General features: G+C 60.5%; 25 protein-coding genes. 12 read left to right on the top strand and 13 right to left on the bottom strand.

Annotated elements, in window-relative coordinates:
* Positions 1-22: 22 nt before the first annotated feature.
* Genes rnpA through yihA form a run of 3 tightly spaced genes read left to right on the top strand, consistent with a single transcriptional unit; the run spans position 23 to position 2,855 of the window.
* A complete protein-coding gene (gene rnpA / locus ACI2KA_RS04110; RefSeq protein ID WP_404499732.1) occupies positions 23-406 on the top strand; it encodes a ribonuclease P protein component in 384 nt (127 codons plus the stop codon).
* The gene (yidC, locus tag ACI2KA_RS04105; protein ID WP_404499472.1) at positions 406-2,205 is read left to right on the top strand and encodes a membrane protein insertase YidC; all 1,800 of its coding nucleotides are present in this window, start codon (positions 406-408) and stop codon (positions 2,203-2,205) included. Before rnpA ends, yidC begins: the two co-directional genes overlap by 1 nt.
* The gene (gene yihA, locus ACI2KA_RS04100; protein ID WP_404499470.1) at positions 2,202-2,855 is read left to right on the top strand and encodes a ribosome biogenesis GTP-binding protein YihA/YsxC; all 654 of its coding nucleotides are present in this window, start codon (positions 2,202-2,204) and stop codon (positions 2,853-2,855) included. The genes yidC and yihA overlap by 4 nt, the downstream gene beginning before the upstream one ends.
* A gap of 13 nt (positions 2,856-2,868) precedes the next feature.
* Here the strand turns inward: yihA and ACI2KA_RS04095 are convergent, their stop codons facing one another.
* Complete coding sequence (locus ACI2KA_RS04095) at positions 2,869-3,246, bottom strand: hypothetical protein (RefSeq protein WP_404499468.1); 378 nt, start codon at positions 3,244-3,246, stop codon at positions 2,869-2,871.
* Positions 3,247-3,517: 271 nt separating this feature from the next.
* Here ACI2KA_RS04095 and argB point away from each other — a divergent pair, with 271 nt between their 5' ends.
* The gene (gene argB, locus ACI2KA_RS04090; RefSeq protein ID WP_065114741.1) at positions 3,518-4,402 is read left to right on the top strand and encodes an acetylglutamate kinase; all 885 of its coding nucleotides are present in this window, start codon (positions 3,518-3,520) and stop codon (positions 4,400-4,402) included.
* A 45-nt stretch (positions 4,403-4,447) separates the two neighbouring features.
* Here argB and ACI2KA_RS04085 read toward each other — a convergent pair whose 3' ends face one another.
* On the bottom strand, positions 4,448-5,365 hold the full coding sequence (locus ACI2KA_RS04085) for an EamA family transporter (RefSeq protein WP_404499466.1): 918 nt from the start codon (positions 5,363-5,365) through the stop codon (positions 4,448-4,450).
* Positions 5,366-5,471: 106 nt separating this feature from the next.
* On the opposite strand from ACI2KA_RS04085, the gene ACI2KA_RS04080 reads away from it, so the two are divergent.
* Both ACI2KA_RS04080 and ACI2KA_RS04075 read left to right on the top strand, forming a co-directional pair.
* Positions 5,472-6,185: a pyrimidine 5'-nucleotidase gene (locus tag ACI2KA_RS04080; RefSeq protein WP_404499464.1), complete on the top strand. Its 714-nt coding sequence runs from the start codon at positions 5,472-5,474 to the stop codon at positions 6,183-6,185.
* Positions 6,186-6,303: 118 nt separating this feature from the next.
* Positions 6,304-6,912 (top strand): EF-hand domain-containing protein, encoded by a 609-nt coding sequence (locus tag ACI2KA_RS04075; RefSeq protein ID WP_404499462.1) that lies wholly within the window; start codon positions 6,304-6,306, stop codon positions 6,910-6,912.
* Between the two features lie 41 nt (positions 6,913-6,953).
* Here ACI2KA_RS04075 and ACI2KA_RS04070 read toward each other — a convergent pair whose 3' ends face one another.
* Positions 6,954-7,211, bottom strand: a complete 258-nt coding sequence (locus tag ACI2KA_RS04070) for a DUF1150 family protein (RefSeq protein ID WP_404499460.1) — start codon at positions 7,209-7,211, stop codon at positions 6,954-6,956.
* A gap of 56 nt (positions 7,212-7,267) precedes the next feature.
* A complete protein-coding gene (locus ACI2KA_RS04065; RefSeq protein WP_404499458.1) occupies positions 7,268-7,693 on the bottom strand; it encodes an Hsp20 family protein in 426 nt (141 codons plus the stop codon).
* 192 nt (positions 7,694-7,885) lie between these two features.
* Here ACI2KA_RS04065 and ACI2KA_RS04060 point away from each other — a divergent pair, with 192 nt between their 5' ends.
* The gene (locus tag ACI2KA_RS04060; RefSeq protein ID WP_404499456.1) at positions 7,886-8,830 is read left to right on the top strand and encodes a nucleoside hydrolase; all 945 of its coding nucleotides are present in this window, start codon (positions 7,886-7,888) and stop codon (positions 8,828-8,830) included.
* A gap of 69 nt (positions 8,831-8,899) precedes the next feature.
* On the opposite strand, the gene ACI2KA_RS04055 is transcribed toward ACI2KA_RS04060, so the two are convergent.
* Positions 8,900-11,233, bottom strand: coding sequence for a methyl-accepting chemotaxis protein (locus tag ACI2KA_RS04055; protein WP_404499454.1), 2,334 nt, complete (start codon positions 11,231-11,233; stop codon positions 8,900-8,902).
* A 166-nt stretch (positions 11,234-11,399) separates the two neighbouring features.
* Positions 11,400-12,266 carry an LOG family protein gene (locus ACI2KA_RS04050; protein ID WP_404499452.1) on the bottom strand — a complete coding sequence of 289 codons (867 nt, stop codon included), beginning with the start codon at positions 12,264-12,266 and terminating at the stop codon, positions 11,400-11,402.
* Positions 12,267-12,402: 136 nt separating this feature from the next.
* Between ACI2KA_RS04050 and dapD the strand changes: the two genes are divergently transcribed.
* From dapD to ACI2KA_RS04035, 3 genes are read left to right on the top strand one after another with little or no spacing between them, the layout of a single operon-like run.
* Positions 12,403-13,257, top strand: coding sequence for a 2,3,4,5-tetrahydropyridine-2,6-dicarboxylate N-succinyltransferase (dapD, locus tag ACI2KA_RS04045; RefSeq protein WP_404499450.1), 855 nt, complete (start codon positions 12,403-12,405; stop codon positions 13,255-13,257).
* 14 nt (positions 13,258-13,271) lie between these two features.
* Positions 13,272-14,468: a succinyl-diaminopimelate desuccinylase gene (gene dapE, locus ACI2KA_RS04040; RefSeq protein WP_404499448.1), complete on the top strand. Its 1,197-nt coding sequence runs from the start codon at positions 13,272-13,274 to the stop codon at positions 14,466-14,468.
* Positions 14,452-15,048 (top strand): hypothetical protein, encoded by a 597-nt coding sequence (locus tag ACI2KA_RS04035; RefSeq protein WP_404499446.1) that lies wholly within the window; start codon positions 14,452-14,454, stop codon positions 15,046-15,048. Before dapE ends, ACI2KA_RS04035 begins: the two co-directional genes overlap by 17 nt.
* 15 nt (positions 15,049-15,063) lie before the next feature.
* On the opposite strand, the gene arsC is transcribed toward ACI2KA_RS04035, so the two are convergent.
* Genes arsC through def form a run of 4 tightly spaced genes read right to left on the bottom strand, consistent with a single transcriptional unit; the run spans position 15,064 to position 17,750 of the window.
* The gene (arsC, locus tag ACI2KA_RS04030) at positions 15,064-15,471 is read right to left on the bottom strand and encodes an arsenate reductase (glutaredoxin) (RefSeq protein ID WP_404499444.1); all 408 of its coding nucleotides are present in this window, start codon (positions 15,469-15,471) and stop codon (positions 15,064-15,066) included.
* Positions 15,449-16,255 carry a tRNA pseudouridine(38-40) synthase TruA gene (gene truA / locus ACI2KA_RS04025; RefSeq protein WP_404499441.1) on the bottom strand — a complete coding sequence of 269 codons (807 nt, stop codon included), beginning with the start codon at positions 16,253-16,255 and terminating at the stop codon, positions 15,449-15,451. Before truA ends, arsC begins: the two co-directional genes overlap by 23 nt.
* On the bottom strand, positions 16,255-17,190 hold the full coding sequence (fmt, locus tag ACI2KA_RS04020; protein ID WP_404499439.1) for a methionyl-tRNA formyltransferase: 936 nt from the start codon (positions 17,188-17,190) through the stop codon (positions 16,255-16,257). Before fmt ends, truA begins: the two co-directional genes overlap by 1 nt.
* Positions 17,191-17,237: 47 nt before the next feature.
* Complete coding sequence (def, locus tag ACI2KA_RS04015; protein WP_404499437.1) at positions 17,238-17,750, bottom strand: peptide deformylase; 513 nt, start codon at positions 17,748-17,750, stop codon at positions 17,238-17,240.
* 150 nt (positions 17,751-17,900) lie between these two features.
* Between def and ACI2KA_RS04010 the strand changes: the two genes are divergently transcribed.
* Together ACI2KA_RS04010 and ACI2KA_RS04005 are read left to right on the top strand one after the other, a co-directional pair.
* A complete protein-coding gene (locus ACI2KA_RS04010; RefSeq protein WP_404499435.1) occupies positions 17,901-19,094 on the top strand; it encodes a DNA recombination protein RmuC in 1,194 nt (397 codons plus the stop codon).
* A 53-nt stretch (positions 19,095-19,147) separates the two neighbouring features.
* Positions 19,148-20,047 (top strand): ribokinase, encoded by a 900-nt coding sequence (locus tag ACI2KA_RS04005; protein ID WP_404499433.1) that lies wholly within the window; start codon positions 19,148-19,150, stop codon positions 20,045-20,047.
* Positions 20,048-20,068: 21 nt separating this feature from the next.
* Here the strand turns inward: ACI2KA_RS04005 and trmB are convergent, their stop codons facing one another.
* The 3 genes from trmB to ACI2KA_RS03990 all read right to left on the bottom strand — a co-directional run bounded on the left by trmB (position 20,069) and on the right by ACI2KA_RS03990 (position 22,750).
* On the bottom strand, positions 20,069-20,767 hold the full coding sequence (gene trmB, locus ACI2KA_RS04000; RefSeq protein WP_404499431.1) for a tRNA (guanosine(46)-N7)-methyltransferase TrmB: 699 nt from the start codon (positions 20,765-20,767) through the stop codon (positions 20,069-20,071).
* Between the two features lie 110 nt (positions 20,768-20,877).
* Positions 20,878-22,140, bottom strand: a complete 1,263-nt coding sequence (metK, locus tag ACI2KA_RS03995; RefSeq protein WP_404499429.1) for a methionine adenosyltransferase — start codon at positions 22,138-22,140, stop codon at positions 20,878-20,880.
* Positions 22,141-22,330: 190 nt separating this feature from the next.
* Positions 22,331-22,750, bottom strand: coding sequence for a helix-turn-helix domain-containing protein (locus tag ACI2KA_RS03990; RefSeq protein ID WP_404499427.1), 420 nt, complete (start codon positions 22,748-22,750; stop codon positions 22,331-22,333).
* Positions 22,751-22,780: the final 30 nt, after the last annotated feature.

Raw genomic sequence — 22,780 nt, 5'->3', positions numbered from 1 at the left:
GCCCGATGAAAGTCGTGGGCACATGAGCGAGACTAAAAAACGACCCGGCCGGCTTAAAAACCGGTCGGAGTTTCTTGCCGTTCAGGCAGGAGAAAAACGGCGGGGGGGCAGCTTTCTTCTGGAAGTGCTGGACCGGAAAACCCCGGAAACCGAACCTCGGGTCGGTTTTACCGTAACAAAAAGACAAGGCAACGCGGTCGAGCGAAATCGCATGCGCCGCCGTCTCAGGGAAGCCGTCAGGCTTTCTGCCGGATTCGCAATGAAGCCCGGCCATGACTATGTGATTGTCGCCCGCAGGGACGTGCTCGATACGGCCTTTCCCAAACTTCAGTCTCTCCTTGTCGAGCGCATTGAAGGAACGGCGAAACCGAAACGGTCCCAGGAGACCCGCTCCAGGAAAGAATGATGGAAAAGAACCGTAATTACTTCATCGCGATAGCCCTTTCGGTTGTCATCGTCCTCGCCTGGCAATTCCTGTACATGAATCCGCGCATCGAGCAGCAGCGCCGCGCCGAAGAGGCCCGCCAGGCGCAGCAGCAGACGACGCAGCAACAGCCGGCACCGGGTGCCGCACCCGGCGCAACCGTCGAAGGCGCGCCGCCCGCCTCTCCCACGCAGGCCGCCGCAACGGCGACGCGTGAAGAATCGATTGCAAGAAGCCAGCGTGTCGCCATCGACACCAACGCCATCGCCGGTTCGATCAATCTGACCGGCGCCCGTTTCGACGACATCCGGCTCAAGGACTACCATGAGACCGTCGATGACTCGAGCCCGATCATCACGCTGTTTTCGCCCTCCGACACCAAGGAAGGTTATTTCACCGAACTCGGTTATGTCGCGGCGGCGGATGTCGGCGGCGTTCCCGGCCCGACGACCGTCTGGACGCTTGCGAGCGGTGACAAGCTGACGGAAACCACGCCCGTCACGCTGACCTATACCAACGACAAGGGCGTCGTTTTCTCCCGTACCGTGTCGATCGACGAGCATTACATGATCTCGATCGCCGACAAGGTCGAGAACCCCGGCCAGGCGGCGATTTCCTTCGCCACCTACGGCCGCGTGACACGCAACAACAAGCCGGCGATCCCGCCCGTCTTCGTCATCCATGAAGGTTTCCTCGGCGTCTCCGGCAAGGACGGCAGTCTGACGGAAGAAAAATACAAGGACGTCGAAGAGACGCCGGTGACGATTGCCAAGGCGACCGGCGGCTGGCTCGGCATCACCGACAAATATTGGGCCGCGGCCATCGTTCCGCCGCAGACGACGCCTTTCGAAACCCGCTACTCGCATATCACCGGCAATCAGCCGAGCTACCAGGCCGACTTCAAGAGCGACCCGATGACGGTCGAACCCGGCCAGTCCATCGAGCTGAAGAGCCTCGTCTTTGCCGGCGCCAAGGAAGTGCCGCTAGTCGACCGCTACGAATCGGAATATTCCATTCCGAAATTCGACCTGCTGATCGACTGGGGCTGGTTCTACTTCATCACCAAGCCGATGTTCAAAATGATGGATTTCTTCTTCCGTTATTTCGGCAATTTCGGCGTGGCGATCCTGCTCACCACCATCGTCGTCAAGGCGCTGTTCTTCCCGCTCGCCAGCAAGCAATACGCATCCATGGCGAACATGAAACGTGTGCAGCCGAAGATGGAGGAGCTGAAAGCCAAGCATGGCGACGACCGCATGGCCATGCAGCAGGCAATGATGCAGCTCTACAAGGAAGAGAAGATCAACCCGGTTGCCGGCTGCTGGCCGATGTTGCTGCAGATTCCGGTGTTCTTCGCCCTCTATAAGGTCATCTACGTCACCATCGAAATGCGGCACGCCCCGTTCTTCGGCTGGATTCACGACCTTTCCGCGCCCGATCCGACCTCACTGTTCAACCTGTTCGGCCTCCTGCCCTACGACGTGCCGCATTTCCTGATGATCGGCGTCTGGCCGTTGATCATGGGCATCACGATGTTCCTGCAGATGCGCATGAACCCGACGCCGCCCGATCCGACGCAGGCCATGATCTTCACATGGATGCCGCTGATCTTCACCTTCATGCTGGCCTCCTTCCCGGCCGGTCTGGTTATCTACTGGGCGTGGAACAACACCCTGTCGATCTCGCAGCAGGCCCTCATCATGAAGCGTCATGGCGCCAAGATCGAACTGTTCGATAATCTCAAGGGGCTATTCAAGCGAAAGCCGGTGCAGTCGAAATGAGCGAGACCGGTCCGGCAACCGAAAAGCCCCTTTTCGGGCGACCCTGGATATTCATTCGCGGCGTTCCCGCGATGAAGTTCCTGCCGCCCGAAGGCCCGCCGGAGATTGCCTTCGCCGGACGTTCGAATGTCGGCAAGTCCTCTCTCATCAACGCGCTGGTGGGCCACAAGGGACTTGCCCGCACCTCCAATACGCCCGGCCGCACGCAGGAACTGAATTATTTCGTCCCGGAAGGTTATTCCGGCGAAGCCGGCGACCTGCCGCCGATGGCGCTGGTCGATATGCCCGGTTACGGTTATGCACAGGCGCCTAAGGACCAGGTGGATACCTGGACGAAGCTCGTTTTCGACTACCTTCGCGGCCGCGCGACGCTGAAACGCGTCTATGTGCTGATCGATTCCCGCCACGGCCTGAAAAAGAACGATGAAGAGGTTCTGAGCCTGCTGGACAAGGCGGCCGTGTCCTACCAGATCGTGCTGACGAAAACGGACAAGATCAAGGATGCCGGCGTGCCGCGGCTCGTCGGCGAAACGCTGGAGAAAATCCGCAAGCGCCCCGCCGCGTATCCGGAAGTTCTCGCCACCTCGTCGGAAAAATCCTTCGGGCTGGATGATCTGCGCGCGGAGATCGTAAGAACCGTCTCGCTCTAAAAGAGCCCTGCTCTCAGGCGATGGTGAAAAGCAGAACGGCGGTCCACAGCATCGCCGTCAATGCCAGAAGACGCCAGAAGCGCACGGAATGCCAGACCTCGGCCAGCATGGCGGCGAAGATGCTGCCATTGCGTAACGGCTGGCTCCTGAAGGGCAGGCCGGATCTGGCCGGATTTCTTTCAAGCAAAGCGGCGACGGTTGCATTTTCGCGATATTCTGTTTCGGCGAGATTATCCCGCCAGCGCCTGACCATGGCGGCGAACTGGCGGTCGCGCTTCACGCGCTTGGCAAGCTGCGCCATGCTGTCCGGCGGCAGGGCACCCAGCACATATTCGCCGGCGAGCACTTCGTCCCGCAAACCGCTCTGCTTGTCTCGATCCGGTGCCGCCATATGGTCTCTCACTCCTCGGTCGTTCAGGCCAGCACCGTCTCCACAGCGCTCGATGGCTTGCATCGCCCTGAATTAACCCCTCCCCTTTCTTCGGCAAGGCTGGTCCCATTGGGCCTTTATGTCAATCACATTACAGGGCCTGGACCGCCAAAAAAAAGAAATTTGACCGCGGCCGACACAATAAGGCCAGGAGGTTATTTCATCCGTCGAAAACTTGCTTTAGAGCGATGACAGGCTTCGAACAGCCGCAACCACAGACCGAGGTTTTTAGATGACTGCTTCCGAAAGCGAAACTCAGGCGCGGCTGCTCGCACAGGCTCTGCCCTTCATGCAGAAATACGAAAACAAGACCATCGTGGTGAAATATGGTGGTCACGCCATGGGGGATTCGACGCTCGGCAAGGCTTTCGCGGAAGACATCGCCCTGTTGAAACAGTCCGGTATCAATCCCATCGTCGTGCATGGCGGCGGCCCGCAGATCGGTGCGATGCTGACGAAGATGGGCATCGAATCGAAATTCGAAGGCGGCCTGCGTGTCACCGACGCCAAGACGGTCGAGATCGTCGAAATGGTTCTGGCCGGTTCGATCAACAAGGAAATCGTCGCGCTCATCAACCAGACGGGCGAATGGGCCATCGGCCTGTGCGGCAAGGACGGCAACATGGTCTTCGCCGAAAAGGCGAAAAAGACCGTCATTGATCCTGACAGCAATATCGAGCGCGTTCTCGATCTCGGTTTCGTCGGTGAGGTCGTGGAAGTCGATCGCACGCTGCTCGACCTGCTGGCCAAGTCGGAGATGATCCCGGTCATTGCTCCCGTGGCTCCAGGCCGCGATGGTGCAACCTACAACATCAATGCCGACACCTTTGCCGGCGCCATTGCCGGTGCGCTGAACGCCACGCGGCTGCTGTTCCTGACCGACGTACCCGGAGTTCTCGACCGCAACAAGGAACTCATCAAGGAACTGACGGTTTCGCAGGCGCGCGCGCTCATCAAGGACGGCACGATTTCCGGCGGCATGATCCCGAAGGTCGAGACCTGCATCGAGGCCATCAAGGCCGGCGTGCAGGGCGTGGTGATCCTCAACGGCAAGACGCCGCATTCGGTACTTCTGGAAATCTTCACGGAAGGCGCCGGGACGCTGATCGTGCCCTGATGTGCTCAGGTGGCGGACAGCGAGCCTGTTCGCCACATCTGGCATTCAGCCGAATGCCAGCAGCGACAGCACACCCACGACAATCAGCAGGCAACCGGAGAGTTCGAGCCGGTTGATCTTCTCCTTGAAGAACAGCACGGTCGAAGCGAAGGCGAAGAGCATCTCCACCTGCGCCAATGCCTTTACCACGGCGGCCTGCTGCAAGGTCATCGCCGTGAACCAGCCGAATGAGGCCGTGGCGCCCACGAAACCGACCGCAAGCGATGGTTTCCACGCCTTTGCGATGCGCTGCAATTCCTGCCTCTCCCGCCAGACGATCCACAGGAACATCGAAACGGTCTGCATCACGATGACGATGACAAGGGTGAAGCCCGCCTGCATCATCGCATCCGGGGCGGGAAGGGTCGGTGCGAGTGCCAGCGACGCCGACCGATAGGCAACCGACGACAGGCCGAAGAAGGCACCAGAGGCGAGGCCGATACCGGCTGTCCGGCTGAAGATGGACGTGAGAATGGAAGCGGGCGTCACTTCCGTGCGCGCCACCGAAATCAGCATGACGCCGGCGACCGAGATGGCAATCGCCGCCAATGTGCCGCCATTGACGCTTTCACCGATGAAAATGAGCGCAAACAGCGCCGCCTGCGCGGGTTCGGTGCGGGAATAGGCCGTGCCGACCGCGAAATTGCGGAAGGAAAACAGGTGGACGAGCAGGAAGGTGGCGGCGATCTGCGCCATGGCGCCGACCGTCGCCCACACGGCGAAAGACATGTTCGGCGCCGGCAGCGGACGGCCGAGCCCGACATGCAAAAAAGCGAGATAGGCGAGAGCGAAAGGCATGCCGAACACGAAGCGCACGAAGGTTGCGCCCGTGGTGCCCATCATGCCCTTGAGGTGCTTCTGCAGGGTCGAGCGCAGGTTCTGCAGGAACGCGCTTGCGAAAGTGATGCCTATCCAGAGTTCCATGATCCTCGCGGTATCATGCACTGCAGGCCACCGCCAAGCCCGATTTTCTCAGCAATCGTCGTCTTTTCGATTTTCTTCGCCGCTCGAACCGGGCATAAAGCGGGCCATGGACACAAAGCCGAAAAACCTGCCCGATGCCGCCGATTTCGCCCATGTGAGCGAATGGGTCTTCGATCTCGACAACACGCTCTATCCGCATCACGTCAATCTGTTTTCCCAGATCGACCGCAACATGACGGCTTATGTGGCGGAGCTTCTGAAACTCGATCCCGACGAGGCGCGGAAGCTGCAGAAACGCTATTACCATGACCATGGCACCACGCTTCAGGGCCTGATGATCAACTACGGCATCAGCCCGGACGAGTTTCTGGAACGCGCCCATGCCATCGATTATTCGGCGCTCAAACCCCATCCGGAACTCGGCGCGGCGATCAGGGCATTGCCAGGCCGCAAGTTCATCCTGACCAATGGCAGCGTCAAACATGCGCAGGCGGCGGCCGGAGCGCTCGGCATCCTCGATCATTTCGAGGATATTTTCGATATTGTCGCCGCAGACTATCTGCCGAAGCCGGCCAGCGCGACCTATGAGAAGTTCGCCGCCCTTGCGAAACTCGATACGAAAAAGGCCGCCATGTTCGAGGACCTGCCGCGCAATCTCGCGGCCCCCAAGGCGCTTGGCATGAAGACCGTGCTGCTCGTGCCTTCGAACCTCGAGGGTGTCATCATGGAACGCTGGGAAATTCCCGTCGAGACGGATGCGCATATCGACTACATCACCGACGATCTGACCGGCTTCCTGACGAGGACAATCGCCGGCTGACCGGCATTTTGGAAAACGGCAGAGAACATTACCGAAGCTTCATCCACCTTACGGATGTTTAAGTGGTGAGGCCCGGCCGACGTCACTATCTTTTCTTCAGGGACACCAAAGAAAGGTAATGACGATGACCACACGAAAAATCGCCCTCTCTGCTCTTGGCGCAGCCCTTGTGCTCAGCACCGCCGCGACGGCGAGTTTCGCCGCACCCGGCAAAGGCCATAAGGATCGCATGCCGATCCGCCCGGAAGCCGCCTTCGTTCACCTCCTGAAGGTTGCCGATACCAACAAGGACGGCAAGATTTCAAAGGAAGAATTTGCGGCGCGGCAGGATACGCTTTTCGCCGAGATCGACAAGGACAAGGACGGTTCGATCACGCCGAAGGAAATGCGTGAATATCGCCAGGCCAAAATCGAGGCCTTCCGCGCCGCCCATCCGCGTCCCGAGCGTGAGGATGCCAAAGCCGAAGACGGCAAGGGTCCCGAAGGCAAGCGCGCCGAAAGACACGCCGAGCGCGAACATGGCGGCCGTTTCGGCCATCAGGGCTGGGGCAAGCATGGCGGCAAGGGCGCAGGCTTCGCGCTGATCCGCTGGGCCGACACCGACGAGAACGGTCAGGTCAGCAAGGCCGAGTTCACCGCCGCCGGCGAAAAAATGTTCGAGCGGCTGGACAGGAACAAGGACGGCGTCATCTCGATCGACGACATGCCGGACCGCCCGTTCCTTTGATCCATCGATGAAAAAGCCCGCTCAAAAGCGGGCTTTTTTCTTCAATGCAGGCTGACGGTCTTGAGATCGTCTTCGGCAGCCTTGAAAAACGTACTTGAACGGTTGTCCGTCAGGAGGATCGGCGTACCATCCGCACCAAACAGCGCCCAGAGATCCAGCTGCGGATCGAGCTCAGGCGCTTCCGGGAAACAGCGGCTGACGTCTTCCGCACGGATCTTGCGGATATATCCCACTTCTCCCTCGCCGATATGGGCGAGCTGGGACCGGGTGAGACGCGCATGCGCTTCTTTCAAAAGCATATTTCAGCCTCCTTCTTCACGCCGAGCGATTCATGTCCGATTCCGGCGTTCACGTTCTACTCTGAGACGGAAATATTAATTTTCTTCACCACGTTTGAAATTTCGGGCCGCACCAGATCGATGGAAAGAAGGCCGTTGCGCATGCGCGCTTCCCTGACCTGCATGCCATCGGCAAGCACGAAAACCCGCTGGAACTGGCGTGCCGCGATACCGCGATAGAGGAAATCGCGCTTTTCCTGTTCCTGCTGGCGGCCGCGAATGACGAGCTGGTTATCGGCCGTCGTCACATCCAGATCGTCCTGCGAAAACCCGGCAACCGCAATGGTGATGCGCAGCCGTTCCGGCGCATCCCCGCTCTCCGGCAGGCGCTCGATATTGTAGGGAGGGTAGCCGTCATTGGCCTTCGCCATGCGCTCCAGCGTTTTTTCCATGGCATCAAAACCCAGCAAAAGCGGGTGGGTGAATGGCGTCATGCGGCTCATATCTTTTCTGTCCTTGCAACCAAGCGACGTTTCGCGGTCCCGCTTCCGGCAACCCTGCCGGTCAATCGCACCGGCTCAAGCAATATGGGAAGCCGAGCGGCGATGCGCAAGACGGAACGCGCCGAGGAATGAGACTTGACAAGTGAGCGTCCGCCGCTCGAAAAAAGCGCTCATCTCAACGGCGGACAAGACATGGCAGAACCCAGAAAAATCATCATCGACACCGATCCGGGCCAGGACGACGCAGCGGCAATCATGCTCGCTTTCGCCAGTCCGGAGGAAATCGACATTCTCGGATTGTGCGCCGTCGCCGGCAACGTCCCGCTGAAACTGACCAGCCGCAACATCCGCATCATCTGCGAATTGTGCGGCCGCACCGATATTCCCGTCTATGAGGGCGCCGAGAAACCTCTGGTGCGCAAGCCCATCACCGCCGAACACGTACACGGCAGCACCGGCCTCGACGGCCCGGTTCTCGATGAGCCGACCATGGAGGCGCAAAAGCAGCATGCGGTCGATTTCATCATCGAAACGCTGATGCGGGAGCCCGCCGGCACGGTGACGCTCTGCACGCTCGGCGCGCTGACCAATGTGGCGCTGGCGCTGCTGAAGGCGCCGGAAATCGCCGACCGCGTCAAGGAACTGGTGATGATGGGCGGCGGCTTCTTCGAGGGCGGCAACATCACGCCGGCGGCGGAATTCAACATCTATGTCGATCCGCAAGCCGCCGATATCGTTTTCCGTTCCGGCATTCCGGTCGTGATGATGCCGCTCGACGTCACTCACAAGCTGCTGACCACCAAGGCGCGTGTCGGCCGCATTCGCGACATCGGCACCCGCCCGGCCATCGCCATGGCGGAAATGCTGGAATTCTTCGAACGTTTCGACATCGAAAAATACGGTTCCGACGGCGGCCCGCTGCACGACCCCTCCGTCATTGCCTATCTCATCAAGCCCGAACTGTTTCAGGGCCGTGAGTGCAACGTCGAAATCGAGGTCCATTCCGAGCTGACCATGGGCATGACGGTGGTGGACTGGTGGCGCGTGACCGAGCGTTCCGCCAATGCCCGCGTAATGCGCAGTGTGGATGCGGACGGCTTCTTCGAATTGCTGACGGAACGTTTCGCCCGTCTATGACGGACGGCAGACATGGAAAAAGGCCGCCGGCAACGCCGGCGGCCTTTTCATTTCAAACGGGAAGGCGCGTCAGAACTCCGTCCAGTCACTTTGCGCCAGCGCGTTTGCGCCGCTCGTTCTTGCGCGGTTGCGCAGCGCCGCCGGGCGGCCCGATGCAGCGGCCGTCACAGCCGGCGCACGCATCGCCGCCGCCGCGGAGCGCAATTGCTGGCTGGGCTGACAGCCGGACACGGCAAAACCGGCCACGAGCGATTTCAGCGTTTCGGCCTCGCCGTTCAGCGTCACGCTGGCCGCCGTGGTTTCCTCCACCATCGCCGCATTCTGCTGAGTGACCTGGTCCATCTGGGTAACGGCGGAATTGATCTCCTTGAGACCCACCGCCTGCTCGCTGGCGGAAGCGGAAATCTGCCGTATCAGCTGGTTGATCTGCAAGACCTGGTCGGCGATGTTCTTCATCGTCTCCCCGGCCTTGCCAACCAGCTGGACGCCCTGGCCCACCTGCATTGCCGAGGTATTGATCAATCCCTTGATCTCTTTGGCGGCGGTGGCGGAGCGTTGCGCCAGTTCGCGGACTTCCTGCGCAACGACAGCAAAGCCCTTGCCGGCATCACCCGCGCGAGCCGCTTCAACACCGGCATTCAGCGCCAGAAGATTGGTCTGGAAGGCGATCTCGTCGATCACGCCGATGATGCGGGAAATTTCCGCCGAGGATTGCGCAATGCCCTGCATGGAGTTGACGGCCTGCTGCACCACCTCGCCCGACTTGCCGGCATCATCGCAGGCATGGCTGACGGCACCGGCGGCCTGCGCGGCGTTTTCCGCGCTGGAATTGACCTGCGCGGTCAGCTGGTTGAGAGCGGCGGCGGTTTCTTCCAGGCTTGCAGCCTGCTGTTCCGTGCGATGCGAAAGATCGCTGGCGGCATGGGTGATCTCACTCGTGCCGTTGCCGATGCTGACGACCGTGGCATTGACGGTGGAAACCGTTTCCTCGAGGCTTTCGAGCGCCGAGTTGAAATCATCGCGCAGCTTGGCATATTCGCCGGGGAACTCATCCTCGATCCGGTAGGTCAGATTGCCACGCGAAAGCGCGTTGAGCCCCGAGCCAAGCACACTGACGATGTGCTGCTGCATGCGGCTGTTTTCGTTGCGCTCGGATTCCGACCGTTGACGCGCCGTTTCCGCATTGTCGCGCTGGGCGGCGGCTTCCACCTCCATTTCACGAATGCCGGCAAGCTTGGCGCGGAAGCCTTCCAGCGCCTTTGCGACAGCACCCGTTTCGTCCCGGCGGTCCTGCCCGGATACCGGCACGTCGTAACGTCCATCACTCAGCGTTCGGACATCCGCCACCAGCGAGGCGAGCGGATTGCCGACGAAGTGGCGCACGGCGAAATAAAGCGCGGTGATGACGGCGGCGAGAATGACAATCGCACCGATGATCATCATATAGGTCTGCTCTTCCACCGGCGCGTTCAGCGCCTGATGCGGAATATCCACCAGCACGACCCAGGTGGCGTTGAGACCGGGAACCGCGAAGGGGTAGACGAGGCGGTTATAAGGCGCGTCGGTATCGAGGCCGAGATTTTCGATCAGCCCCTGCTTGCCTGACGTGATTGCAGCCTGGACGGCGCCTGCGCCATCTCCGTCATAGGCCTTCATGTTCTGTTCGGGCGTTGGCGGCACCAGCCACTGGCCGCCCTGTGAAACGAGCGTGACGCGGCCGGTCTCGAAAGGATGCAGCGCTTGGAGCTTCTGCGACAGCGAGGCCAGCGAAATATCGACCCCCGCCACACCGATCATCTTGCCGTCCGACATGACCGGATAGGCAAGCGAGGTCATGGTGGTGGGCACTTCCGTGCCCTGCGCGAGATAGGGCTGGGTGATGGCGCCCTTGCCCGTCTTGGCGGCAAGCGCGTACCACTCGGCGGCATAGTCATTGTCGAAAGTCGAGAACTGGATGTCACCCTTCTGCGTCTTCGACCAATATGGGGCGAATGCGCCGGTCGCATTGGTACCGAGATCTATCCTGTTGGCAATCTCTGTCGTCTGGCCGTCGAAAAGGCCCAGCTGTTCGCAGAACCAGCTTCCGAAAGCGAAAGCATTCTGTTCGACATTGGCTTTGAGGATGTTGACGATGCCGGGGCGGTCCATCGATTTGGCCTGATGCGCACGGCCGATGACGCCAGCCATGGAGCGCGCGGCGCTGCCGAGTTCTCCCACATCGGCGGCGATAACGTTGGCGATGGCGCGCGCCTCGGTATTGGCCTGATCCATTGTCAGCGCGTGAACGCGCTCGCTGGTCTGGGAAATGAGGAAGGAATTGGATGCGACAAGGACCGTGGTGATGGCGCAGCCGGTAACGAGGATAAGCTTGGTCGCAAGCGACTTCACTTTGAGATTGAACATATTGGCCTCGATCAAATCGCCGGCCAGAAGAGGCTGACGTCAACGGATGATAAATCTCCGTCATGGAGGCCCGTCCGTGTGGACAGTGCGCTGCAGCGCGACGAGGCAAAATTAGAGTAGGTTTGCTAATTAAGCCCTAAAATTACTTCGTCGCACCAAGCAGACATCAGTGTTCGTAATAAGCCGAAATGATTTCCCAAGCATCATCAGCCGTTTCAGCGAAATGCAGCAGATCCATATCTTCCGGAGCGATCGTGCCGAAATCCGCCAGGAACTCGAAATTGACCACCGAGCGCCAGAATTTCTCGCCGAACAGGATGAGCGGAATCGGCGCCATGCGCTTGGTCTGGATCAGCGTGAGTGTCTCGAAAAGCTCATCAAGCGTACCAAAGCCGCCGGGGAAGATCACCACGGCCTTCGCCCGCATCAGGAAATGCATCTTGCGGATGGCGAAATAGTGGAAGTTGAAGCTCAGCTCCGGCGTGACATAGGCGTTCGGCGCCTGCTCATGCGGCAGAACGATGTTGAGGCCGATCGACGGGCCTCCGACATCGGCAGCACCGCGGTTGCCCGCTTCCATGACACCGGGACCACCGCCGGTGACCACCACATATTCGAGATGGTCGGATTTTGCGGCATAATCGGTGCACAGGCGGGCAAATTTACGCGCCTCTTCGTAATAGACCGACGATTGCTCCAGATTGCGCTTCTGGGTCTCGTTGCGCGCGGCCCAGGCCTCGCCGCCGGGTTCGGGAATGCGGGCGCCACCGAACATGACGACGGTCGACTTGATGCCGCGCTCGGTGAGCGCCATTTCCGTTTTCAGGAGTTCCAGCTGCAGCCTGACGGGACGCAGCTCCTCACGGCAGAGGAAATCCGTATCCACATAGGCCAGCCGATAGGAGGGGGAATCCGACTGCGGTGTTTTCAGAACGACCTCGGCCTGCTGCTTGTCCGCAGAGCTGCGCTTCAACGGGTCCCACACCCCGTCCTTGCGCCGCAATTTGCCGTTTTTCAGTCGTGTCATTTCCATGCCTTTCGTCTGACGCGCCAAATCACCCAAATCACATTGACGCCTTTCCAACACTCCCTTAGATCAAATGGCCAAAGCCTTCCAGCGGCGCGGAACCTCCGTGACCATGACCACACGCGACTTTAAGGAATTTTCCATGAGCCTTACGGATCTCACTTCCCTCGAAACCATCATCGAAACCGCCTTTGACAACCGCGATGGCGTGAATGTATCGACGAAGGGCGAGGTTCGCGACGCTGTGGACACATCTCTTCAACTTCTCGATAGCGGCGAGGCCCGCGTGGCCGAAAAGCAGGCCGACGGAAGCTGGACGGTAAACCAGTGGCTGAAAAAGGCCGTGCTTCTGTCCTTCCGCCTGAACGACATGGAGATCGTCACCGGCGGACCGGGCGAAGCCACCTGGTGGGACAAGGTGCCGTCGAAGTTCGAAAACTGGGGTGAAAACCAGTTCCGCGCCGCCGGCTTCCGCGCCGTGCCGAATGCCGTCGTGCGCCGCTCGGCCTATGTCGCCAAGAACGTCGTGCTGATGCCCTCCTTCGTCAATCTCGGCGCCTATGTCGATGAAGGCACGATGGTCGATACCTGGGCAACCGTCGGCTCCTGCGCGCAGATCGGCAAGAACGTCCATCTTTCGGGCGGCGTCGGCATCGGCGGTGTTCTGGAGCCGCTGCAGGCCGGCCCGACGATCATCGAGGATAATTGCTTCATCGGCGCCCGTTCGGAAGTCGTGGAAGGCTGCATCGTGCGCGAAGGCGCCGTTCTCGGCATGGGCGTCTTCATCGGCAAGTCCACCAAGATCGTCGATCGCGCCACCGGCGAGATCACCTATGGCGAAGTGCCGCCCTATTCCGTCGTCGTTGCCGGCACCATGCCGGGCAAGCCTTTCCCGAACGGCGAGCCGGGTCCGAGCCTCTATTGCGCCGTGATCGTCAAGCGCGTCGATGAAAAGACCCGCTCCAAGACCGGTATCAACGAGCTTCTGCGCGACTGATAAAAGCGACTGCCATGACCACGACCGATCCCGTTGCCAATCTCGCCGCCCTCATCCGTTGCCCGTCGGTAACGCCTGCGGAAGGCGGCGCGCTTTCCCTGCTCGACACCCTGCTTTCGCCGCTCGGCTTTGCGGTTGAAAGGATGGTTGCAAGCGAGGCGGGAACGCCTGACGTGGAAAACCTCTATGCCCGGCTGGGCACCGGGGGTCCGCATCTGATGTTTGCCGGCCATACGGATGTCGTTCCCGTGGGTGACGAGGCCGCATGGAGCCATCCGCCCTTTTCGGCCGACATCGCCGGCGGCGAAATGTTCGGTCGCGGCGCGGTGGACATGAAGGGCGGTATCGCCTGTTTCGTGGCGGCCGTTGCCCGCCATATCGAAAAACACGGCAAACCGCAGGGCTCCGTTTCCTTCCTGATCACCGGCGACGAGGAAGGTCCTTCGATCAACGGCACGTCCAAGCTGCTGGAATGGGCCGCCGCCAGAGGCGAGACATGGGACGCCTGCGTGGTGGGGGAGCCGACCAATCCCGACCAGCTGGGCGACATGATCAAGATCGGCCGGCGCGGATCGCTCTCCGGCCGCATCACCGTCCATGGCGTCCAGGGCCATGCCGCCTATCCGCATCTTGCCGACAACCCCATTCGCGGGCTGCTGCAGCTGACCCACGCGCTGATGCATCCGCCCTTCGATCACGGCACGGATAATTTCCAGCCCTCCAATCTGGAGGTGACCACCGTCGATACCGGCAATGCCGCGACCAATGTCATCCCCGCACGGGCGACGGCAGCCTTCAACATCCGTTTCAACGACACCTGGACCGCCGAAAGCCTGCGGGCGGACATCATCCGCCGTCTCGATGCAGCCGCGGCCGATGGCGAGCTTCGTCCCGACCGCAGCCCTGTCAAATACGACATCGTCTGGGCGGACCGCCCGGCCCATGTCTTTTTGACGCGGAACAATGCGCTCATCTCCTCGCTTTCCGGCGCGGTTGAGGCGGTTACCGGCAGGGAGCCGAGACTTTCGACCACCGGCGGCACCTCGGATGCACGCTTCATCAAGGACTATTGCCCGGTGGTGGAATTCGGTCTCGTCGGACAGACGATGCATATGGTCGATGAGCGTGTGGCGGTTGCCGATCTCGAAACGCTGACGCGCATTTACGAAACCTTTATCGAACGCTGGTTCGCCCATGCCGACGGCAAGTGAAATAAGGCTCTATCTAAAGGGCCTTTGGCTGCTGCTGCTCGGCGACCATACCGGCGCGCGTTATCTCGATCTGACCGAGCGCGGCATGGCGCGGTCCTTCTATTCCGCCCTGTGGTGCCTGCCCGCCATGCTGGTTTCCTGGCTGTGGCTGCGCGCGGCCTTCCTTGCCGGCTATCCGCCGGGTACCGGAACCGGGCTGATCTTCTTTTTCCGCCTGGCAATGGTCGAGGCCATCTGCTGGATCGTGCCGCTGCTGCTGATCGGCATGCTGCTATATGCCTTCGGTGCAAGGGAAAAATTCGCACCGATCGTCACCACCATGAACTGGCTGTCGCTGCCGTTTTCCTATGCCTATGCGGTTCTGATCCTGATCGCCTTCTTCCTGCCGCCGCTGCAGGGGCTGATCGCCATTCTATGGCTGGCGTTGCTTCTGTCGCTGGTCTTCGCCTTTTCGCGGATCGTGCGGTTTTTCATCCGCGACCAGTCGCTGCTCGTCTCGGCCATCGTCATGACGCTGCTGGTGCCGGGCATGCTGCTGTCAGAGGCCTTGCAGCGCTTTCTCGGTGTCTATCCCAGCTGACCTTTGCCGTGCGCTTCAGCGGCCGGAGCGGACGATCTCGCCGTCTTCCTTCACGAATTCACCGATATCCGGGTTCGGCAGAATTTCCAGCACCACCTCCGAGGGCCGGCAAAGTCGCACACCCTTGGGCGTCACCACGATCGGGCGTTTGAGCAGGACCGGATGTGCTTCCATGGCGTCGAGCAACGCATCATCCGTCATGGTTTCATCCTGCAGCCCCAACGCCGCATAGGGCGTTCCCTTCTCGCGCATCAAGGCCCTGAGCGGAACCCCGATACGCGCGGCAAGATCGCGTATTGTGTCTCTCGCAGGCGGTGTTTTCAGATAGTCTATCACCTCTGGCTCAATGCCGGAGGCCCTGATCATCGCCAGCGTGTTACGCGAGGTTCCGCAGGCGGGATTATGATAGATCGTCACCGTCATTGCTGATCTCCTGGCGCGGGCGTCGAGGCTCGATTACGTCTGGATAATCGACCTGCATGAAATAAAGACCATCCGGCGGTGCGACGGGGCCGCAGGCCCTGCGGTCCCGCGCTTCCAGCGCGGCGCGTACATCCGCCGGCGTCATTGTCCCTTCGCCCGCGAGTTTCAGCGTACCGGCGAAGGAGCGTATCTGGTTGTGCAGAAAGCTCTGCGCCGTCGCACGGATTTCGATGAGGTCGCCGTTGCGCGTCACATCCAGCCGGTCGAGCGTCCGGATCGGGCTGTTCGCCTGGCAATGGACCGAGCGAAAGGTGGTGAAATCATGCCGACCGACAAGCATCTGTGCGGCGGCATGCATACGCTCATGGTCCATGTCCTTCGACACCCACCACGCCCGCTTGTGTTCCAGCGCCAGCCGGGCTTTGCGGCAAATGATGCGGTAGAGATAATGGCGGCGGATGGCGGAAAAACGGGCGTCGAAATCCGGCGTCACCGCTGCCGCATCCAGAACGGCAACGGCTTCTTTCGCCATGGCCAGATGCGCGTTCAGGGCATTGCGAAGCTTGTAGGGTTCCCAGTCGCGCGACAGGTCGACATGGATGACCTGCCCCACGGCATGCACGCCGGAATCGGTGCGGCCCGCACCGCGAATGGACACGCTCTCTCCGGTCAGCGAGCGGACCGCCGCCTCCAGCGCGCCCTGAACCGAGGGGCCGTTATCCTGCCTCTGCCAGCCGAAATAAGGCGTGCCGTCATATTCGACGGTCATGCGGAAACGTGGCATCAGCCGAGCCTCGTTGTGGCGGGAACCGGCGTGCCGCGCACAAAATCGGCCACCGACATCGGTTTGCCGCCCGCCTTCTGCAGCCGGGTGAGCCGCACGGCATCACTGCCGCAAGCAATCGTCAGCGTGTCGTCGAGTACCGCACCTGCTTCCCCCATGCCGCTCGCCAGTTCGGAGGCGAGAACCTTTACCCGCTCTGCCTTGCCGCCGATTTCCATTTCCAGCCATGCACCCGGAAACGGAGAGAGGCCGCGAATATGATTGTGCACATCCTGTGCGGGACGGGAAAAATCGATGCGGGTCTCGCCCTTGTCGATCTTCGCGGCGTAGACAACGCCTTCTTCCGCCTGCGTGACGAGAGGCAGGTCGCCGGCCTCCAGCTTGTCCATCGCCTGCCGCATCAGCCGCGCGCCAGCCAGCATCAGGCTGTCGTGCAAATCGCCCGCCGTCATATTTTCGCCGATTGCGACCGTTGCGGTAAGCGCGACGGGACCGGTATCCAGCCCCTTTTCCATTTTCATCACCATCATGCCGGTCTCGGCATCACCGGCCATGATCGCCCGCTGGATGGGCGCCGCACCACGCCAGCGCGGCAGCAGCGAGGCATGGCCGTTATAACAGCCGAGGCGCGTGCCGGAGAGGATCGCTTCCGGCAGCAGCAGCCCGTAGGCGACGACGACCGCCACATCGGCGCCAAATTCACGGAACTGCTGACGATCGTCCTCAGCCTTGAAGTTTACCGGCGTCAGCACGGGAAGTCCCAACAACTCGGCCGCCTGATGCACCGGGGATTTCTGCAGATCGAGACCGCGACGTCCGCCGGGACGCGGTGGCTGGGTATAAACGGCCACGATCTCGTGACCCGCTTCCACCAACGCGCGCAGCGTGGGAACGGAAAAATCCGGCGTGCCCATGAAGATGATGCGAAGAGCCATCGTCGCCCCCTGCCCTTTTCCGTTCCGTCTCTCCAGAAAGGAGCGGATCAGACCTTTGCGCGGGCCGCTTTAGTGAATTTCTTGATGACCATGTCGCGTTTGAGCCGCGAAATATGATCGATGAACAAAACGCCGTTGAGGTGGTCGATCTCGTGCTGCAGGCAGGTGGCGAGAAGTCCGTCCGCCTCGACGGTCTGCTGCTTGCCGTCACGACCGATATATTGCACCGTCAGGGAGGCCGGACGCTCCACCTCGGCGTAATAGTCGGGAATGGAGAGGCAGCCTTCCTCATAGGTCGAGATATCGTCCGAAACCTTGAGGATTTCAGGATTGATGAAGACGATCGGGCTCTTTTCCTCACCTTCACGCGCAACGTCGATCACCAGCATGCGGCGCGGCACGCCGATCTGAATGGCGGCGAGGCCGATGCCCGGCGCATCATACATCGTTTCCAGCATGTCATCGGCAAGGCGCAGCACGTCCGCATCCACCTGTTCGATGGGCTTCGATTGCTGGCGCAGCACGGGATCGGGCAAAATGATAAGCGGTTTGATAGTCATGGCTTCCCATAACGTATCTCTTGCGCGGAGGAAATAAAAAACACGAGGGGTCAAAACTGCAGCCGGCATACGCCCTCACCGACTCATTTCCGCCGCAGGAATGTTCTTGTTTTGATCTTCCGAATCACAAGAAACCTGCTAGATTTAAGCATGAACATAGATTTCTCCGTTCTTCTCGATCCCGCCCTGCGCGCCGGTTCCGTCGATATCAGTTTCGGCGCGCTGCTCGCCGCCCTGGTTTTCGGCCTCGCCACGATCTGGCTGGTCACGACGAGCCGGGCGAAAAAGACGGGCGCCGACGGTGAAATCTCCGACCTCCTGAAAACACAGTCCGAACTGCATGGCCGGATCGCGGCCATGGCGGAGACGCTCGGCACACGCCAGACCGAAATGAGCCAGACCCTCAACCAGCGCCTCGACGGCATGTCGCAGCGCCTTGGCGAAACCCTGACGGAACAGACCCGGTCGACGCATGAGAATCTGAGCCGCCTGCAGGAGCGTCTTGCGGTCATCGATGCGGCACAGGGCAATATTCAGGATCTGGCCAAGGATGTGGTCGGGCTGCAGGCGATCCTTTCCAACAAGCAGACACGCGGCGCTTTCGGGCAGGCGCGCATGGAGGCGCTGATCGCCGATGCGCTTCCGGCCGGTTCCTTTCAGCTTCAGCCGACACTTTCCAACGGCTATCGGCCGGACTGCACCATCAAGATGCCGAACAATGCGCCGCCGCTGGTCATCGACGCCAAGTTTCCGCTGGAAGCCTGGAACGCGCTGAAAGCGGATGAATCGCCGGATGCGAAACGTGCCGCCACCCAGCAGTTTCGGCGTGACATGGAAGTGCATATTCGCGACGTGGCCGAGAAATACCTCATTCGCGGCGAGACGCAGGATACGGCCTTCATCTTCGTGCCGTCCGAATCGATCTTCGCCGACATTCATCAGCATTTCGAATATCTGGTGCAGCGCGCCCATCGCGCCCGGGTCGTCATCGTGTCACCCTCGCTGCTGATGCTGTCGGTGCAGGTCATCCAGTCGGTTCTGAAGGATCAGCGCATGCGCGAGCAGGCGCACCTGATCCAGGGCGAAGTGGCGCTGCTGATGGACGACGTGCGGCGGCTGGATGACCGGACGCGCAAGCTGCAGGCCCATTTCGGTCTGGCGCAGAAGGACATCGACATGATGCTGATTTCCTCCGACAAGGTGCTGGCGCGCGGCCAGAAGATCGAGGGTCTTGATTTTTCGCCAACGGAAAAAGAGGCCGCGTCCGGGGAAATCGAGCAAACGCGACGCTTTGCGGAGAACAGGGCAGGAACGGCCAAGTTGCGGGTAGTTGACGACGAGTGATCGCCTCGGGCAAAGTCGCCGCCTTGCTTGAATTCTATACGGACATGTCCTCCATGATTACTGTTTTCGGCTCCATCAACATGGACCTCGTCGCCACCGCCAAACGCCTGCCCAAGCCCGGTGAAACCGTGACGGGAGAGACTTTCTCCACGGCCGCGGGCGGCAAGGGCGCCAACCAGGCGCTGGCCGCACGGCGCGCAGGCGCCACGGTCAAGATGGCAGGGGCTGCCGGCGATGACACCTTTGCCGCGCCGGCACTGACGTTGCTGCGCGATGCCGGCACCGATCTTTCATTGGTCAAGACAGCGCCCGGCCCAACGGGAACGGCCGTGATCCTGATCGGAGAAGGCGGGGAAAACATGATCTCGGTCATTCCCGCCGCCAATGGCGAAGTCTCGGCATCCGACGCTGAAAAGACCGTGGCGGCGATGGCGGCGGGCGATATTCTGATGCTGCAGTTCGAGATACCCGCGCCCGCCATCGAAGCGGCGCTGACGACCGCCAAGGCGAAACGCATCACCACCGTCATCAATACGGCGCCGCTGACCGCCGACGGCCCACGCCTCGCCGCCCTTGCCGATATCGTCATCGCCAATGAAACCGAGTTCGAGCTGCTGATCGGCAGGAACGGGCTTTCCGCGTCCGAGCGGGAAAATGAACTCAAGGCCCTGCATGACAGAACCGGCCAGACATTGATTGTCACGCTTGGCGCGGATGGCGTGATCGCCATTCGCAACGGCAAGTTCCACAGGGCTTCCGGTCTCAAGATCGAGCCGGTCGACACGGTTGGCGCAGGCGATACCTTCTGCGGATATCTCGCCGCCGGCCTTGATCAGGGACTGGATTTCGAAAAGGCGCTGAAGCGCGCCGCCGTTGCCGGCTCGCTCGCCTGCACCCGTGCCGGTGCCCAGCCCTCCATTCCGCTTGCCGCGGAAGTGGACGCGAATATCTGATATTTGCGCCGCCTGCGACTATCAGCTGCGGATGAAGGTGAGATAGGCCGAGCTGCGGCCTTCTCTTTTCGCCTTGTTCTCGTAGCGCGTGCCCGGCCAGTTGGCAAAGGGCGTGCGCCAGTCGTCAGCGCTCGCTGCCGTCCACTCGAAGCCGCCATGACGGGCGCAATGCTGCAGCGTCCAGTTGACGTAAGTATCGATATCCGACGCAAAGCAGAACTTGCCGCCGGGTTTCAGCACCCGGTGGAAGCGGGCGAGATTGACGTCGGAGACGAAACGACGCTTCCAGTGCTTCTTCTTCGGCCAGGGATCGGGATAGAGAAGGTCGATGTGATCGATCGAGCCTTCCGGCAGCCAATCGAGCAATTGCGTGGCGTCGTCGTCGTAAAGGCGGATATTCATCAACTCGCCTTCGCGCACCGCGGCAAGCAGCTTGGCCATGGAATTGACGAAGGGCTCGACGCCGATAAAACCCGTTTCAGGGTTTTCGACAGCACGATGGGCAAGATGTTCGCCGCCGCCGAAACCGATCTCCAGGCGGATCGACTTCACATCCGCAGGAAAAAGGGCGGCAAGATTGCGCGGCGGCGCGCTTTCCAGATCGATTTTCAGCAGAGGCAGCAGGTTCTCGATGGTATCGATCTGCTGATTGCGCAGGGGCTTTCCCTTGCGCCTGCCAAAAAACGCTTCCGTTGCGCGCGAGCGCCGCTCTTCCGTCATCTCATACTCTCAACAACACATAGACTTAACCCGCACGGCGCCCCATGAAGCACTGTGCGGGTTACAAAAAGTGCAGACGGTATCTCTCAATCGCCGTCGAATGACAAGGCTTAAGCGCTCAAAGCTTCCTTGAGCGGCTTCACCAGATCGAGCTTCTCCCAGGAGAAGGAGCCGTCACGGCCGGCCTTGCGACCGAAATGGCCGTAGGACGAGGTCTTCGCATAGATCGGCTTGTTGAGATCAAGATGACGGCGGATGCCCGAGGGCGACAGGTCCATGACCTTGCGGATCGCGCCTTCGACCTGATCTTCATTGACCTTGCCCGTGCCATGCAGATCGACATAGATCGACAGCGGCTGGGCAATACCGATCGCATAGGCGATCTGGATGGTGCAGCGCTCGGCAAAACCGGCAGCCACGACGTTCTTGGCGAGATAGCGGGCGGCATAGGCGGCGGAACGGTCGACCTTGGTCGTGTCCTTGCCGGAGAATGCGCCGCCGCCATGGGGAGCAGCACCGCCATAGGTGTCGACGATGATCTTGCGGCCCGTCAGGCCGGCATCACCATCGGGACCGCCAATGACAAACTTGCCTGTCGGGTTGATATACCACTGGCAATCGTCGGCGATCTTCAGGTCGCCCAGCGCTTCGCGGATATAGGGCTCGACAACGGCGCGAACCTTTTTCGAATCCCAGCTGGCATCGAGATGCTGCGTGGACAGGACGATGGACACCGCCTCGGCAGCCTTGCCATCGACATAACGCACCGTCACCTGGCTCTTGGCGTCCGGGCCGAGCTTTGCCGCTTCGCCCTCGCCGCTCTTGCGTGCCGTTGCCAGCAGCTGCAGGATACGGTGCGAATAATAGATCGGGGCCGGCATCAGATCCGGCGTTTCCTTGCAGGCGTAACCGAACATGATGCCCTGGTCGCCGGCACCCTCGTCACCCTGCTTGTCGGAGGCGTTGTCCACGCCCTGCGCGATGTCCGCCGACTGCGGATGCAGAAGCACGTCGATCTTGGCGGTCTTCCAGTGGAAACCGTCCTGCTCGTAGCCAATATCGCGGATCGCCTTGCGGGCGGCCGACTTGAACTTGGAAGGATTGATGACCGGGTGACCGGCGGCATCCTTGAGGACCTTGCCGTCCTTGTCCTTCTTCAGCAGTGTATCTGGAACCCGAACTTCACCGGCGATAACAACGCGGTTGGTCGTCGCAAGCGTTTCGCATGCGATGCGCACGGTCCATGGGTCCACGCCCGTCTTGGCCGCTTCACGATAAATGAGATCCACGATTTCATCGGAAATACGATCACAAACCTTGTCCGGATGACCTTCGGCCACGGACTCGCTGGTGAACAGATAATTGGCACGCATGCGGGATTCCCCTCAAAGAACGGTCTTCGAGTTTGTTAGTCATTTCGCCGCCGAAAAACAAGGACACAACCACATAAATATATCTTTATGTGAGAATTCCTTTCTAATCGGGCACAAAAAAACGGTCCTTGCGGACCGTTGAGTTCCCGGCATCCCGTGCCGGAAATTTTCTGCGCCAAACGGCTCAACTCTACTCGGCATCGCCCTCGGCGGCCAGAGCCTTGACGAGATCAACGAGACGGCGGCGAACCTTTGGGTCGGCGATTTTCACGAAGGCGCGGTTCAGCTGCAGGCCTTCGGCCGAGGACAGGAAGTCAACCACGTAGTTGGAGCTGGAAGCTTCCGCCATGCCGGTCGCGCCACCCGCCTGATCGCCGGGCGCATCTTCGAAAAAGAAGGACACCGGCACGTTGAGAATCGCGGAAATATTCTGCAGGCGACTGGCGCCGACGCGGTTCGTGCCCTTTTCGTATTTCTGAATTTGCTGAAAGGTAATTCCAAGGCTTTCGCCCAGCTTTTCCTGGCTCATACCCAGCATGGTTCTGCGAAGACGAATTCGGCTTCCGACATGAATGTCGATGGGATTAGGCTTTTTCTTATTCTCGGTCATCATGCGGTCCTGACACTCGGAAAGGGTTGA

This window comes from Agrobacterium sp. NPDC089420 (genome assembly GCF_044900305.1).
Taxonomy (GTDB): Bacteria; Pseudomonadota; Alphaproteobacteria; order Rhizobiales; family Rhizobiaceae; genus Agrobacterium.
This window is presented reverse-complemented; position numbering and strand designations above follow the sequence as displayed.

Coding starts and splice junctions, on each gene's coding strand:
- dapE (WP_404499448.1), top strand. CDS start 13,272: ATGACCACGACCGATCCCGTTGCCAATCTCGCCGCCCTCATCCGTTGC.
- trmB (WP_404499431.1), bottom strand. CDS start 20,767: ATGACGGAAGAGCGGCGCTCGCGCGCAACGGAAGCGTTTTTTGGCAGG.
- rnpA (WP_404499732.1), top strand. CDS start 23: ATGAGCGAGACTAAAAAACGACCCGGCCGGCTTAAAAACCGGTCGGAG.
- ACI2KA_RS04070 (WP_404499460.1), bottom strand. CDS start 7,211: ATGCTTTTGAAAGAAGCGCATGCGCGTCTCACCCGGTCCCAGCTCGCC.
- ACI2KA_RS04050 (WP_404499452.1), bottom strand. CDS start 12,266: ATGGAAATGACACGACTGAAAAACGGCAAATTGCGGCGCAAGGACGGG.
- ACI2KA_RS04055 (WP_404499454.1), bottom strand. CDS start 11,233: ATGTTCAATCTCAAAGTGAAGTCGCTTGCGACCAAGCTTATCCTCGTT.
- fmt (WP_404499439.1), bottom strand. CDS start 17,190: ATGGCTCTTCGCATCATCTTCATGGGCACGCCGGATTTTTCCGTTCCC.
- ACI2KA_RS04035 (WP_404499446.1), top strand. CDS start 14,452: ATGCCGACGGCAAGTGAAATAAGGCTCTATCTAAAGGGCCTTTGGCTG.
- dapD (WP_404499450.1), top strand. CDS start 12,403: ATGAGCCTTACGGATCTCACTTCCCTCGAAACCATCATCGAAACCGCC.
- def (WP_404499437.1), bottom strand. CDS start 17,750: ATGACTATCAAACCGCTTATCATTTTGCCCGATCCCGTGCTGCGCCAG.
- ACI2KA_RS04005 (WP_404499433.1), top strand. CDS start 19,148: ATGATTACTGTTTTCGGCTCCATCAACATGGACCTCGTCGCCACCGCC.
- argB (WP_065114741.1), top strand. CDS start 3,518: ATGACTGCTTCCGAAAGCGAAACTCAGGCGCGGCTGCTCGCACAGGCT.
- arsC (WP_404499444.1), bottom strand. CDS start 15,471: ATGACGGTGACGATCTATCATAATCCCGCCTGCGGAACCTCGCGTAAC.
- ACI2KA_RS04085 (WP_404499466.1), bottom strand. CDS start 5,365: ATGGAACTCTGGATAGGCATCACTTTCGCAAGCGCGTTCCTGCAGAAC.
- ACI2KA_RS04075 (WP_404499462.1), top strand. CDS start 6,304: ATGACGATGACCACACGAAAAATCGCCCTCTCTGCTCTTGGCGCAGCC.
- yidC (WP_404499472.1), top strand. CDS start 406: ATGGAAAAGAACCGTAATTACTTCATCGCGATAGCCCTTTCGGTTGTC.
- ACI2KA_RS04065 (WP_404499458.1), bottom strand. CDS start 7,693: ATGAGCCGCATGACGCCATTCACCCACCCGCTTTTGCTGGGTTTTGAT.
- truA (WP_404499441.1), bottom strand. CDS start 16,255: ATGCCACGTTTCCGCATGACCGTCGAATATGACGGCACGCCTTATTTC.
- ACI2KA_RS04095 (WP_404499468.1), bottom strand. CDS start 3,246: ATGGCGGCACCGGATCGAGACAAGCAGAGCGGTTTGCGGGACGAAGTG.
- ACI2KA_RS03990 (WP_404499427.1), bottom strand. CDS start 22,750: ATGACCGAGAATAAGAAAAAGCCTAATCCCATCGACATTCATGTCGGA.
- yihA (WP_404499470.1), top strand. CDS start 2,202: ATGAGCGAGACCGGTCCGGCAACCGAAAAGCCCCTTTTCGGGCGACCC.
- ACI2KA_RS04060 (WP_404499456.1), top strand. CDS start 7,886: ATGGCAGAACCCAGAAAAATCATCATCGACACCGATCCGGGCCAGGAC.
- ACI2KA_RS04080 (WP_404499464.1), top strand. CDS start 5,472: ATGGACACAAAGCCGAAAAACCTGCCCGATGCCGCCGATTTCGCCCAT.
- ACI2KA_RS04010 (WP_404499435.1), top strand. CDS start 17,901: ATGAACATAGATTTCTCCGTTCTTCTCGATCCCGCCCTGCGCGCCGGT.
- metK (WP_404499429.1), bottom strand. CDS start 22,140: ATGCGTGCCAATTATCTGTTCACCAGCGAGTCCGTGGCCGAAGGTCAT.